Annotated in this window: 13 protein-coding genes; 10 read left to right on the forward strand and 3 right to left on the reverse strand. The window is 62.3% G+C overall.

Going from position 1 to position 13507, the window contains the following annotated elements; translation table 11 throughout:
* Positions 1–35: 35 nt before the first annotated feature.
* The 5 genes from ACWAT4_RS08875 (at position 36) to ACWAT4_RS08895 (ending at position 3646) form a co-directional block, all read left to right on the forward strand.
* Positions 36–614: a hypothetical protein gene (locus ACWAT4_RS08875; protein ID WP_212298117.1), complete on the forward strand. Its 579-nt coding sequence runs from the start codon at positions 36–38 to the stop codon at positions 612–614.
* 83 nt (positions 615–697) lie between these two features.
* The gene (locus ACWAT4_RS08880; protein ID WP_449730378.1) at positions 698–1813 is read left to right on the forward strand and encodes a PilN domain-containing protein; all 1116 of its coding nucleotides are present in this window, start codon (positions 698–700) and stop codon (positions 1811–1813) included.
* On the forward strand, positions 1810–2409 hold the full coding sequence (gene gspM / locus ACWAT4_RS08885; protein ID WP_449730379.1) for a type II secretion system protein GspM: 600 nt from the start codon (positions 1810–1812) through the stop codon (positions 2407–2409). Before ACWAT4_RS08880 ends, gspM begins: the two co-directional genes overlap by 4 nt.
* The gene (locus tag ACWAT4_RS08890) at positions 2406–3020 is read left to right on the forward strand and encodes a hypothetical protein (RefSeq protein WP_449730380.1); all 615 of its coding nucleotides are present in this window, start codon (positions 2406–2408) and stop codon (positions 3018–3020) included. The genes gspM and ACWAT4_RS08890 overlap by 4 nt, the downstream gene beginning before the upstream one ends.
* Positions 3017–3646 (forward strand): prepilin peptidase, encoded by a 630-nt coding sequence (locus tag ACWAT4_RS08895; protein ID WP_449730381.1) that lies wholly within the window; start codon positions 3017–3019, stop codon positions 3644–3646. Before ACWAT4_RS08890 ends, ACWAT4_RS08895 begins: the two co-directional genes overlap by 4 nt.
* Positions 3647–3676: 30 nt before the next feature.
* On the opposite strand, the gene ACWAT4_RS08900 is transcribed toward ACWAT4_RS08895, so the two are convergent.
* Positions 3677–4078, reverse strand: coding sequence for a VanZ family protein (locus ACWAT4_RS08900; RefSeq protein WP_449730382.1), 402 nt, complete (start codon positions 4076–4078; stop codon positions 3677–3679).
* A 215-nt stretch (positions 4079–4293) separates the two neighbouring features.
* Between ACWAT4_RS08900 and ACWAT4_RS08905 the strand changes: the two genes are divergently transcribed.
* The 3 genes from ACWAT4_RS08905 to ACWAT4_RS08915 all read left to right on the forward strand — a co-directional run bounded on the left by ACWAT4_RS08905 (position 4294) and on the right by ACWAT4_RS08915 (position 6762).
* Positions 4294–4650, forward strand: a complete 357-nt coding sequence (locus ACWAT4_RS08905) for a hypothetical protein (protein ID WP_212298111.1) — start codon at positions 4294–4296, stop codon at positions 4648–4650.
* A gap of 726 nt (positions 4651–5376) precedes the next feature.
* Positions 5377–5778: a type II secretion system major pseudopilin GspG gene (gene gspG / locus ACWAT4_RS08910; protein ID WP_212298110.1), complete on the forward strand. Its 402-nt coding sequence runs from the start codon at positions 5377–5379 to the stop codon at positions 5776–5778.
* A gap of 678 nt (positions 5779–6456) precedes the next feature.
* Positions 6457–6762: a hypothetical protein gene (locus tag ACWAT4_RS08915; protein WP_212298109.1), complete on the forward strand. Its 306-nt coding sequence runs from the start codon at positions 6457–6459 to the stop codon at positions 6760–6762.
* Positions 6763–6777: 15 nt separating this feature from the next.
* Here ACWAT4_RS08915 and ACWAT4_RS08920 read toward each other — a convergent pair whose 3' ends face one another.
* Both ACWAT4_RS08920 and ACWAT4_RS08925 read right to left on the reverse strand, forming a co-directional pair.
* Positions 6778–9882 (reverse strand): efflux RND transporter permease subunit, encoded by a 3105-nt coding sequence (locus ACWAT4_RS08920; protein WP_212427197.1) that lies wholly within the window; start codon positions 9880–9882, stop codon positions 6778–6780.
* Positions 9883–9915: 33 nt separating this feature from the next.
* Positions 9916–10908 carry a glycosyltransferase family 2 protein gene (locus ACWAT4_RS08925; protein WP_449730383.1) on the reverse strand — a complete coding sequence of 331 codons (993 nt, stop codon included), beginning with the start codon at positions 10906–10908 and terminating at the stop codon, positions 9916–9918.
* A 183-nt stretch (positions 10909–11091) separates the two neighbouring features.
* On the opposite strand from ACWAT4_RS08925, the gene ACWAT4_RS08930 reads away from it, so the two are divergent.
* Both ACWAT4_RS08930 and ACWAT4_RS08935 read left to right on the forward strand, forming a co-directional pair.
* A complete protein-coding gene (locus tag ACWAT4_RS08930; RefSeq protein WP_449730384.1) occupies positions 11092–11970 on the forward strand; it encodes a DUF6492 family protein in 879 nt (292 codons plus the stop codon).
* A gap of 117 nt (positions 11971–12087) precedes the next feature.
* The gene (locus tag ACWAT4_RS08935) at positions 12088–13491 is read left to right on the forward strand and encodes a hypothetical protein (protein ID WP_449730385.1); all 1404 of its coding nucleotides are present in this window, start codon (positions 12088–12090) and stop codon (positions 13489–13491) included.
* Positions 13492–13507 lie beyond the last annotated feature (16 nt).

Here is a 13507-nt window from a genome sequence, read left to right on the forward strand (position 1 = left end):
GGATCTGTCGTCGCGAGTCCGAGCGCGGGCTCACCTTGATCGAGCTTCTGGTGTCTCTCGCAATCTTGACGGTTCTGACGAGCTTTATCGTCGGCGGATTGTCCACCGCGATCCGCGCATTTGGTGCAGATCGCCGCAACAGCGTCGAAGCGGCGACCAATGCCGCCGGGGAGAGCCTCCGCAGCTTGATCGCCTCGGCCGTGCCCGCGGCCAATGCGCTGCAGGCTGGCAGCCTGTTGTTTGATGGGCAACGTGAAGAACTACGCTTCGTGGCTTTGAGCGAGGGGCGCACCTTGCGAGGTGGCCCGCAGGAGATCCGTATTCGTCGGCGGAATGATGAGTTGGTTGTCGAAGTCTTCGGATCGTTGCGAGAAGGCGAAGCTCGCAAATCGCCGGTTTCCTCGACTACCATTGTGATGGGCTTGCGCGACATACGCTTCCGCTATTTTGGAGTGGCCGGCTCGAAGGGCGAGGCGGTCTGGCGCGATGACTGGATCAAGGCGGGGCGATTGCCTGCGCTGATCGAGATTGGCTTCAATTTCAGGGAGGCGGAGCGCAATGGTCCCGCGGTCGTCGTGGCGCTTCGCAATGAAGGGGCGCCCGGCGGCTCCTAAGCCACGGCCGGGGTTACGCCTCGTAAACAATTGGTAAATATATTGGTCGGATCGATGTTCGGATTTGCAGGGAAAATGGACCGATGACCGACGTCTCGGTGACAAGACTGCAGGCCCCGCGTGCACTTGCGGAGGGGTGGCAAAAGTTCACGCGCTGGTGGATGAATGAGCTGCGTGAGTGTTCGCCAAAGACCTGGCATCGCGTCTTGCAGGCTCGGGTCGAAACGCGGCTATTCATCTGGGCGGACCGCGATGCCGTCGTCTGTCATTTGGTTGCTGCGTCGGGCGATCGGGAACGCCGCTTTCTAGCGGGGCATCTGAACCGCGCGCAGGTCGATGATTGGCTTGCGGAATGCGGATGCGAGCGCGATGCCGTGCAGGTCGGTGTCGCCTTGGAATCCGATCTCTTCTTTCAGCGCGAGTTCAGGCTGCCGCGATCAGAGCTCGACGCGCTGAATCGGATTCTCGCGCAAGAGGTCGTTCATCGCACGCCTTTCCAGCTCGCCGACATCTGGCATGGTGTAACGCCGGACGCGCCGTCGAATGACGGTGTAGCGGGCTTTCGGCACTGGATTATTCCGAAGGATCGGGTCGCGACCGAGATCGCCCGGTTGGGCTTGCAAGTGCCGGAGATCGATTTCATTGCGGTCACGCCGGCGACTGGTGCGCCCATCGCTGTGGTGACCCTGGGGGAAAGCCGGCAGGATGATCCGCCCTGGGTATTGCGGACAACCCGCATCCTTGCGGTCGCTCTGTTGATTGCCACGATGGCTGGATTGCTCGGATTCGAGTGGTGGCAGTCAAGTCGAGCGGCGGGACTCGAGGACGAACTCTTCGAAGCAAAGCAGGGCGTTCAACTGGGACAACAGGAAGCGGGATCGCCCGCTCGCCTTGTGGCGCTCAAGGCCGTGCCGGGCAGCCTGGCGGCTTGGGACGAGTTGTCTCGCGTCATTCCGGACCATACGTTCCTGACCGAGGTCCGGATTGCCGCGGGAACCATCACGTTGTCGGGTGTGTCGTCCGATGCCGCCCGACTCGTGCGAACTCTGGATGGCTCCCGCCTTTTCACAGGTGCAACCCTGGTGGGGCCGATCACACCTGACGCGACCGAGCGGCGGGACCGGTTTCGCATGAGCCTGAAACTGCGGAAGGGTGGTGCAGGCCGTGTTTCCAAGCCGGCGGAAAGGCCTGAATCATGACGGGCGCGCTTCTCCGGCGGCGGCTGATCTTCTTCGGGCTGAATGGCGCGATCGCGCTGGCGGTCTGCCTTGCGATCCTCGCGCCAATCGCTGCTCACTTCGCCGAGCGCAATGACGACATATTGGATAGCGCAGCGCAGCTGGCGCAGATCCGGCGCATCACGGAAGACGCGGCCAAGCTCGCCAAGACTTCGACATCGGATATTGACCCGTATCTGCCGGGAGCCGAGGAGCGCGTTGCGAGCGCCGACCTTCAGGCCAACCTCCAAGCCCTGGCTGGCGCCAAGGGATTGGCGGTCCAGGCCGTTCGCGGTCTGCCGGGCCGCCAGGCGGGACAATGGCGAGCCGTCCCGGTCGGGCTGGAGGTCGAGGGGGCGGCCGCTGCTGTGCGGGAGCTGGTCGCCGCGATCGAGACCCAGACGCCGTTCCTGTTCATCACAGACTTGTCGCTGCGAACACTCGCCGACGGAGACGATAGTCGTATGCGCGCGAGCCTGACGGTCGAAGGAGCACTGCGCAGCCCGCCTGCGTCGTCTGCCGGACCGTTGTTGAGCGAGAACCGGCCCGGCGGCGATGTGAAGGCAACCAACCGATGACCGAGTTGGCATCCCAACACGGTCGGTGGCGGCAGGCCATCCAAAGGTCGCGTATCGAGCTTACGACCGCGGGCTTTCGCTCGCTCGTGCGCAGCCAAATTCCCAGCCGGCGAGAGCTGAAGTCCGTGGCGCCTCTCAAGCGGGGTTTGTTGCTTGGTCTTGCCGCGCTGACGGCGCTCGCGGTCATCACTCCCATCGTGGCCATCGTGTCATTGGAGCTCGCGATCGCCAGCCAGTCCGCGTCGGGAGGTGGCAGTCGAGCCCCAATGGGTCGGGAGAGCCGAGGTGCCGGGAGCTACGAGAATATCCTGCAGCGTCCGCTGTTTTCCCGGAACCGCCAGCTCCTGGCTGTTGCCGCGCCTCCCGTCGTTGTCGATGCGCCAGCGTCATCGGCACGGGCGATGCTCGACCCCAGCGTCGCGCTCAGGGGCGTCTTCATGAATGGCGGGCGAGCCAAGGCGTTCCTGACCTCATCGGACCACCCGGTAGGGGTCTGGATCGCAATGAATGAGCAATGGTCGGGGTGGCGGCTCTCCGAGGTGAGGCCGAACGAAGTCGTGCTCGAGGCCGACGGTGAACGGCAGACCCTGCCGCTGACCGTCCTGAAATGATCGCGGAGCTGCGCAAGACGGCGACGCGCACCGGCCACTACCTGACGCGCTCTCTGGTTTGCCGCGAGCCCTACCGGGACCAGGTGCTTGTTGTCTGGCTCCTGGTCTTCGGATTGTTCTGGATCCTACTGAGCGGCCAAATCGACCAGAGGTGGATCGCCTATTTCTCGCTGAGCGTTGCGCTCGCCACCCTCCTGGCGGCAATCTGCGCAATTGACGCGCGGTTCGGCATCATTCCTGACAAACTTGTCGCCGCGACGGCTGCAAGCGGCCTGCTGGCGGTCTGGCTTCTGGAGCCGGACGAGCTCACGTACCGCATCGCGGAAGTCGTCATCGTGGGAATCGCGATGGCCGCCTTTCGTGCGATCTATCGTTGGATTCGCGGCTATGATGGGCTTGGCTTTGGTGACGTGAAATTTCTTGCGGCCGCTACGTTCTGGATCGGCCTTCGCTCGCTTCCAGCCTTGCTTCTGATCGCACTCGTCTCGGCGCTCGCCAGTGCCTTTCTGCTCAAGTCGGCGCGCTATGAGATCGATGGCCGGCATGCCATTCCGTTCGGCCCTCATCTCGCCGTCGGGCTGTGGCTGGCGTGGGTGTTCGATCCGATCAGCTTCGTGCTGGGATAGGCGCGCAATCGTCGGACGCGTGCTCCAGCCTCACGCTTCCTTCCTGGTCGCCAGAATGAACCGGGCGAGCCTGACCGCGGCAATGCCCACGCAGCCTGCGACGATCTTCTCGGATGCGTCGAACACGGTGCCGTGGCGATCGGGGGTCAGCGTCTGAAGAAACTCGAAGATGACGGCGCTTCCGATCACGATCGCGCACACCATAAGCGTGCGCCGAGGGTAGGCCAATGCAAACAGGCTACCGAGTGTCAGGAAGGCGACGGCGTGCTCCAGATGCCCCCACGTCGAGACGTCCACCCCGAAAAGGAACGGCTTGATCCTGCTGTAGATGAAATAGATGAATTCCACCTTGGTCAGCGTGGCATAACCAATCAGAGACACCGCGGCCCAGGCGGCAATGGCAAACGCGGTTGTGACAGTCGATCTATTCATTCCCCGCTTATGCAGAGCAAAGCGCGAAGCGTCCATCATTTTCGTGGTGAGATCCCTTCCGAACGCAATGCTCCCAGCGTTAACCAGCCTCAATTGATCTCGGCGCGCTCGAAAGCTTAACCACGTCTCGGGCGAGCAGTACTCGCTGCGGCCGAGAGTGGGATAGACTGGTTATTGTCGCGCCAAAGGGGAGGGCGAACGGAGCGAGGAGATCGATGAAAGCCACGACGTTTACTGGAGCCGCTGTCGCGATTGTCGCGATGCTCGCTCCTTCCCTTGTTGAAGCAAGCGACGGGGCGAGACTCTATCGCAGGCCGCACTGGCGCAGCGCGTACGGTTATGATCGGATTGCACCCCCTGTGGCGACCGTGGTGACGCCGGACCTCTCCTATCCCGTCCCGGGTTACGTCTACAGCAGGCTGGATGACAGTTACGAATATCCGTTCGGCTACGGAGAGTATGCGATTTATGGAAGATGGGCGCGCGATGCCTATGGCCGCCCGGATGTGACGCGCTGTCGCCTGGTTTGGCTCGACGGTGCGCGATGGCGCAGCCTCAATCGCTGCTACTGACGCCAAGTCTTTTACTGACGCCAGGTCTTTTACTGACGCCAAGTCTCTTCCTGAAGCCAGGTCTCTGCGCCGAAGGATTGGGGCGGTCTGCGCTTTGGCCGAAGATCGCAAGGAGAAGCGTCTCCGGACTCGGTCAAAGGCGTGCGTGAGCAATCTCACTTGCCGTTCGCGCGCGCCCTCTTGCTGCCGCTGCGCCTGGGCGTCCTCGTTCGCGCGGTGGAGCTTTCCTTCCGCACGGCTTCGCGAAGCGCGAGAACCTCGGCGTAGCGCAAGATCAACGATTGCTCGATCGGGTCGCGTGCAATGTTCTTGGATACATTGATGCGCTGCAAGTCGGATTCTCCCGCAAACATCTAACGAACTGCTGGTTTTTCGATCTATGGCGCGCAGCTATAGGAGCGGGCGGATTTCGGTACAAACAAACTCGCCGGTTAAGCTTGACGGCCGATTCGTTGCGCCCATGCGTGCGTTAACTTGCCGAAAAGCTTAATGCCTGGCTCTCATGCGGCTATGCATTCTTGCCGTTTTGCTACCCCCGTATTCAGACTGGCTCGAAGTCGCCGGTTCCATTAACCCCGTAAACACGAGCCGTGATGAGGATACCCCGAAATACAAGGATACTCGTTTGGGGGCTTCATGACCGTCGACAGAGAAAGATCTTCGGCGCCGCAGCGCGTCGGGAAGCTTCGTCGTAGCAAGCGTCGGCCAGGGATGGCCGGGTATACGTTGCTTGAGTTGCTCGTCGTGATGGGCATCCTCGCCGCGCTGACCGCCATGGCGACGCCGCAAGTGATGGGCTATTTCGGAAAGGCGAAGACGCAATCCGCTCAGCTTCAGATCGAGAACATCAACACGGCGCTCGAGATGTACTATGTCGAGAATGGCTCCTATCCGAGCTCGAGCGCTGGACTGAGGGCTCTGGTCGAAGCGACGCCGGAAGCGCCTCGCTGGAACGGCCCCTATTTGAAGAACGCGAAGACTTTGCTCGATCCGTGGGGACGGCCGTATCAGTACTCCGTCTCGGAGCAGGGCGAATACAATGTCTACTCGCTCGGGCCGACCGGCAGGGGGGCGAAGAAGCCGACCTCCGCAGCGAACGCGAACCGCGCTTGGGCAGACAACGGGTGAAACGACGGAGTTGAGCCGACGCTCCTCGGCTCGCCGCGACCGGAGTTCACGATAGTCTTTCTTCCGATGCCCGGCTGAATTGACGGCTGCCGCGCAGCCGTTAGACTTGGCTTTTTACATGAGATTACACCCATGTCCTTTTTTCGTTCTGGTGGTGTGCGCCTCAAGCCGAAGCTGACCCTCAAGTCTCTTTCCGAACTTTCGCGATTGCGGGCGCCGGCAAGCGATGGGATTACGGGCGACCGGAGCGGGGCCGATCATGCGGTCTTGGCCCAGAGAGTTGTCTGTGCGATGCGAAGGGGCGACGACAAAAAGACTCGCGAGCAGGACTGATCGGCATTCATGCTGACGTTGAGCGCCGGCCTATTTGGTCTGCTTCAAATGATCGTGTCGCTGAGCTGCGATGGCATCGGCTCGTGCCTGTTCGAGTTCGAGCTCCCGCCTCAGCCTGAGCACCTCTTCGCGCATGCGACTGAGCGCCGCCGTCGGCGATAAACTTGTTGAAGGCTTGGATTGCTTCTTGCCCATAAGGAACCAATAGTGAGGTTCGCAGCGCGGGCAACTGGACTTGGAATTTAACCTAACCGGTCAACCTTACCGCGCGGCTCTGGTCAAATCGGCGATCAGGACGAGCCGCGCTTTCTCGCTGACGTCCTCCAATCGTTCGGCTAATTTCAGATGGTGTACTGGGCCCTCGCACTCGTAGCGCTCGCCTGCAATCCCGGAGATCGGCTGATCGATCTCAGCGGCAAGATCCCTCGTGCCATCAAGACGATCGATCTGCTGATTTCGGTCGAACCGTTCTACACCCGGCTTTACGTCTACCAGCCGGGATTTCCCGACAGCACCCAGAGCTGCTGCCGCAACCAGCCGAGCTCGGTCCTCAAGCTCCCCGTCATCGATGGACGGTTCTGCGTCAGGCAGAGCCAGCCGCAGATGAAATGGAAGTTGCAGATCATCGGCCGGCCCGACGACGCAGCCTAGGTCCGCCGCGCCGGGTCATTCCGCCGGGACAACGTTCGCCTCCGGTGCGCGCGACCGGCGCAGGCGGTCGATCAGCAGATAGATCACGGGCGTGGTGTAGAGCGTCAGGATTTGCGAGACGAACAGGCCGCCGATGATGGTGATACCGAGCGGGCGGCGCAGCTCCGTGCCCGGGCCGGTCGCGATGACCAGGGGAATGCCGGCAAACAAGGCGGCCATCGTCGTCATCAGGATCGGGCGGAAGCGCGCCTGGCAGGCCTCGAAAATGGCTTCGGCCGAGGACAGGCCGCGCTGGCGCTCGGCATCGAGCGCGAAGTCGACCATCATGATGCCGTTCTTCTTGACGATGCCGATCAGCAGGATGATGCCGACAAAGGCGATCACGGTCAGCGGTGTGTTGGTGATCTGCAGCGCGAGCAGCGCGCCCAGCCCGGCCGAGGGCAACGTCGAGATGATGGTGAGGGGGTGAGCGAGGCTCTCGTAGAGAACGCCCAGCACGATATACATCGCCACCAGCGCGCCAAGGATCAGCAGCGGCTGGCGGCTGTTGGTCCGGGCGAAATCGCCGGCATTGCCGTCGAAGCTGCCGCGGATGCCTTCGGGCATGTGCAACTCGTCGACCGCGCGCTGGATGTTCTGTGTACCGGTCTGCAGCTGCACGTCGGGCAGCAGGTTGAACGACACCGTGGTCGAGGGAAACGACTGCGAGTGATAGACCGCGAGCGCGGCAAGCCCGCGGCTCGCGTGCACCACGGCCGACAGCGGCACCTGCGTATCGTTCGCTCCGCGGACGAAGACGCGGTCGAGATTGGAGGGATCGACCTGGAATTTCGGATCGATCTCCAGCACGATCATGTATTGGTTGCGCTGGGTGTAGATGATCGAGATCTGCCGCTGCGAGAACGCGTTGTTCAGCGCGTTGTCGATGTCCTGAACGCGGACACCGAGGATCGAGGCCTTCTGGCGGTCGATCGAGAGCGTCAGCTGCAGTCCGTTCGGGTCGCGGTCGCTGGAGACGTCGGTGATGCCCTCGACCGTTTCCATGCGCTTGGCGACGATCGGCGCCCATTGCTGCAGCAGGCCGAGATCGGCGCTGGTGAGCGTGTATTGGTAGTTGGAATCGCTCTGCCGGCCGCCGGCGCGGACGTCCTGGGCGGCGAACATGAACAGACGGATGCCCGCGACCGGATAGAGCGCGCGGCGCAAACGGTCGATGACGATCTCGGTCGAGACGTGGCCGCGCTGCTCAGGCGGCTTCAGGTTGATGAACATGACGCCGCGGTTGGCGCCCTGTCCGCCGACGCCGCCGCCGCTTCCGACGACCGAGCCGAGGCCGGCCACCGCGGGATCGGCGAGAACGATGTCGGCGAGGCGCTGCTGCAGGCCCAGCATCGACTGGAACGAGGTGTCGGCGGAGGCGCGGGTGGCGCCGATGACGAAGCCGGAATCATCCGTCGGGAAATAGCCCTTCGGCACCTTGATGTAGAGCGTGACGGTGAGGGCGATGGTCGCGAAGAACACCAGCAGCGTCAGCAGCGGGAATTCCAGCGCGGCGCGCAAGGTGCTCGCATAGAACGCAACGATGCGCGACAGCGAGCCTTCGATCAGGCGGTCGAACAGCGTGGCGGATCCCGACGTGGCCTGGCGGACGTAATGGGCGCAGATCATCGGCGTCACCGTCAGCGACACCAGGGTCGAGACCACGATCGCGAAGGTCAGCGTCAGCGAGAACTCGCGCAGCAGGCGGCCGACGATGCCGTCCATGAAGATCAGCGGCGTGAAGGCGGCGATCAGCGACAGGCTGATCGAGACCACGGTGAAGCCGATCTGCCGCGCGCCCAGCTCGGCCGCCTGGAACGGCGGCATGCCGCGCTCGAGATTGCGGTACATGTTCTCGATCATGACGATGGCGTCGTCGACCACGAACCCGACCGAGATGGCGAGCGCCATCAGCGACAGATTGTCGATCGAGAAGCCGGCGACCCACATCCCGGCGCAGGTCCCGGCCAGCGCCAGCGGCACCGAGATGCCGGCGGCGATGGTCGGCGTTGCCCGGCGCAGGAACACGAACACGACGAGCATGACGAGGAACGCGGTTGCGAGCAGCGTCCATTGCATGTCGGTGACGCTGGCGCGGATCGTGCCGGTGCGGTCGACCAGCGTGGAGATGTCGACGCCGGCGGGGATCCACTGCTTCAGTTCGGGGATCAGCGCCTTGACGCCGTCGACGGTGTCGATGACGTTGGCATCGCCCTGCTTGCGGATCTCGATCAGCACCGCGGGCTGCTTGTTGAACCAGGCGACCGAGCGCACGTTCTTCACGGAATCCTCGATGTCGGCGACATCGGAGAGCCGCACGAAATTGCCCTTGGAGCTCTTGATGAGGATGTCGCGAAACTCTCTTGCCGTGCGCATCTGGCGGTTCAGCGACAGCGTCTCGCTCTGGCGCTCGCCGTTGAAGATGCCGACCGGGCCGAGCGGATTGGCGTTGATGATGGCGGTCCGCACCGCGTCGGTCGAAATCCCCGCATTCGACAGCGCGACCGGATTGAGCTGGATCCGCACCGCCGGCTGATCCGCACCCGAGACCGTGACGTTGCCGACGCCCGGCACCTGCGCGATGCGCTGCAGCAGCACGGTGTCGGCGACGTCGTAGAGCGCGGCGGTCGAGAGCGTCTTGGAGGTGAGGGCGAGCACGTAGACCGGCGCGCCGGAGGTATTGGCCTTGCCGAAGCGCGGCAGCGAGGGCAGGTCGCCCGGCAGGTCGGGCAGCGCGGCGTTGATGGCGGCCTGGACGTCCCTGGCGGCGCGATCGAGGCTGCGGCCGATGTCGAATTGCAAGAGCACGCTGCTCAGCCCGAGCGTGCTGGTCGAGGTGATCTGGTTGACGCCGGCGATCTCGCCGAGCCGCCGCTCCAGCGGCGCCGCCACGGTTGCGGCCATGATCGAGGGATCGGCGCCCGGGCGAAACGCGTAGACGTAGATGACCGGGAAGTCGACGTTCGGCACCGAGGCGACCGGCAGGAAGCGGTAGGCCACGATGCCGAGCAGCATCAGCCCGACCGAGAGCAGCGTGGTGCCGACGGGCCTCTTGATGAACGGCTGTGAGATCGACGGCATGGTGGTCCAGCTTGTTGTGCCGCGGCCGAAAAATCAACCGCGCGGCGGCCGGCTCGCAGGCGCCTGGACGACCGGAATGCGAAAGCCGCGCGCGAACACGCTGTGGCGGAAGCAGTCGGCGAGCACGTGCGGCGCCGTCTTGTGCTTGCCGCCGCTCGCAAGGTTGCGCAAGGCGAACAGGGCGAGCCCGGCGAGCTTGCCGAAATCGGCCAACGCCGCATAGAGCGCGCCATGGTTCTTCAGGAAATAGCGCCGCCGCGCCTCGAGCATGTAGGCCGGCAGGCGCCGCGGCGTGTGGTTCACGCCGGTCGATTGCCCGACCAGGTGGACGACGCGGCTCGCCGGCACGTACCAGGTGGGCCAGCCCTTCCGGCCGGCGTTGAAGCAGAAATCGATGTCGTCGAAATAGGTGAAGTAGCCCTCGTCCAGGAGGCCGATGTCGGCGAACACCTGCCGCCGCACCATCATGCTCGCGCCGGCGACCCAATCGGTCGCGGCCGGCGCGTCCACCACGGGCGGCGCGACGATCCAGCGGCTCAGGAGCCGGCTGACGGGGCCGAGCCGCACCGCGCCCTCGAACTCGCTGAACGCCGACTGGAAGCGGAAGGCGGAACGCTGCGGCGTGCCGTCGGGATCCTCCAGGCGGCTGCCGGCGATGCCGATGTCCGGATGCTCGGCCATGAAGTCGGCCAGCGCCTTGATCGCCCCCGGCCGGACCACGGTGTCGGGGTTGAGCAGCAGCACGTAATCCGGCGGCTCGGCCGCGGCCAGCGCCGGCCGGATCAGCACGTTGTTGCCGCCGCAGAAGCCGAGATTGGTCTCGCTCACCAGCAGCGAGCACCAGGCGCCCCAGCCGTTCGCCTCGATCGCCTCACCGATGCGCGGCGCATCGTCGCCGCCGCTCCCGTTCTCGCACACCGAAACGCGCGTGCCGGGCACGGCGGCGATCTCGTCCCGGAGCGTCCGCAGGCAGTCGATGGTGAGCCCGGCGACGCGGAAGTTAACGATGACGATCAATAAGCGCATGAACGAGGTGCTTTTTGAGAAATCCGCTCTTGAGGGCAAGCCAGTTTCGTCGTTCTGCACCAACTGGGATAATGAGTGGCTCTTCGCGGTCAGGACGAGTATGAGTGAAAGCGCATTTTGAGCGGAAAATTAAGACCGCACGGTCGCGTTATGAATATAGCCGAAACAAGGATTGGATTGGAAGTGAAAGCGGTGATCGAAAACTCAGGCACCTTCGCCATAGTTACACCGACATACTTGCCGGACCTAAAGAGGTGCGAGCTTCTGGCGGAATCTCTCGATCGGACCAATCCTGACGTTCCACACTACCTGATCGTCGATCGGCGGGATCGCGCGGCGTTCAGGCATCTCGAGGGCCGAAGGAGACGGTTAATCGAGTCCGAAGCGCTGCTGGGCGGCTGGATTCGGAGGACGCCGACCTCAAAAGGTTACTGGCTCAGCCTGAAGGCTCCGCCGGTGCGGGGATGGATCATCCAGCAGATTCTCAAGATTGCGGCCATTAACGCTGTCTCCGAGCAAACATTGATCTTCTGCGATTCCGACACTGCGTTCATTCGCGGATTTGCCCGCGAGGACCTCCTGATCGACGGGAAGATGGGGCTGCTCGACGTGGAGTTTGCCGGACACGCGCAGTGGACGGCCGTTGCGCGCCAGTTGCTCGGGCTGCCGAAAGACAATCGCCCCGGTTCGCGAAACTACGTGGGGAATATGATCTGCTGGGATCGTGAGATCGTTAAGGCCATGCAGCAGCGGATTGCGGCAACCAGCGGCGTCGACTGGAAGGTGGCTCTCGCGCGCACGCCCCGTTTTTCCGAATACATGATCTACGGTGTTTTCGTGAGTGAGGTCCTTGGATACGAAGCGACCTGCCAAGCTCCGTCTGCGGTACCACTCGTCAAGCCGTCGTGGGACGTGTCGTTCTTGAAGGATGAAGACTTCGAACGCTTCTTCTCCAGCATCGATCGAAGGACGGTGGCCGTGATGATCCACTCGAAGGACGGCGTCGATCCTGTACGATACCGGCTGTATTTGGAACGATGGTGGAGCGGATCGAATGAATGATCGCCACACAGCCAAATGGTCGAGGGCTTCGCAAAAGGCCCATCAGGCGATCGAATTTCCTTTTCGGCATAAGCTTGGTGCGTGGACGAATAATCCGGACCGTGAGGCGTTGAAACTATGACAGAGGGTGCGAACACCTTTGCCTACATTGCCCTCTTCGCATGGCCATTGGTCAGCATCCCGCTGTTCTTCGTCCTGCGGCTGCCGATTGCGTTCGCCATCGCAGTCTTGGGAGCAGATCTGCTGCTTCCTGCCGGCCTATCCGTCAAGTTCGAGATGATCCCCCAAATCGATAAGGGCACGGTTGCAAGCGTGTCGGCCGCAGTGGGCTGCTTATTGAAAGTCGGTCGCCTGCCCGCTCCGTTTTCGCGTTTCCGCGCTCTCAACCTGCTTGTAATCGGCTACTTGGTAAGCCCATTCCTCACCTCGATATTGAACGGGGATCCAGTTCAGTCTGGTGACCGAACGCTGCCGGGAGTTGGTCTCTACGACGCCGGCTCCGCCTTCCTGCAGCAATTCATCATCTTCTCTCCCCTGCTGCTCGGTCGACAAATTCTTCAGAGCGACGATGATATTTCGGACGTTTTGAAGGTCCTGGTCGTAGCAGGAATACTCTACTCGGTTTTACTGCTGTTCGAAGTCAGGATGAGCCCGCAATTGCATTATTGGGTCTATGGTTTCTATCCAAGCCAATTCGCCCAGTCCATTAGAGGTGGCGGATTTCGTCCAATGGCGTTTATGGGGCACGGCCTGCTAGCCTCCCTTTTTCTCATGAGCAGTTTCGTCGCGGCTGCGGTCTTCTGGCGGTTGAGACGTCCAATTATCGGTTTGCCTGCATCAGGAGTGAGTGCGTATCTCGCGCTCGTCCTTCTTGCGTGCAAGAGTCTGGGATCGCTCTTGTATGGCATCCTCTTGGCACCGCTGGTGCGTTGGAGCAGTCCGCGCGCGCAGATCCGTGTTGCGGTAGTTCTAGCGATGATCGGCCTCGCTTATCCGGTGATGCGAACTTATAATCTTGTTCCGCGCGAGACCATAGTCAGTCTGGCAGAATCGATCAGTCACGACCGAGCTTCTTCGCTCGATTTCCGATTCATGAACGACGATCTCCTGCTTGCGAAGGCTTCGGAGAGATTCTGGTTCGGCTGGGGGCGTTACGGTCGTAATCGAATCTACGACGATTACGGTACAGAGGTTATCACCGATGGTCGATGGATCATTACGTTCGGACAATTCGGTGCATTCGGCTTTATCTGCGAGTTCGGTTTGCTCGCGCTTCCGATTTTCTATGCGTTCGGAACTGTCCGTCGCTTGCACGACCGACAAGCAGCGATCTTCTTGGGCGCGTTGGCGTTGATCCAGGGGGCAAGAATTATTGACCAGTTGCCGAATGCTTCCATCAACCCCTGGGCCTGGTTGATCACGGGTGCACTCTTGGGGAAGATTGAGCTGTGCCGCCGCTCCTCCAAACACGCTGCCCGAGCACCCCAGCGGGTTGGACGAGCGCCGTCGTTAACGAGCTAGCGTACCTCGCTGCCCA

This window comes from Bradyrhizobium sp. T-1 (genome assembly GCF_053592855.1).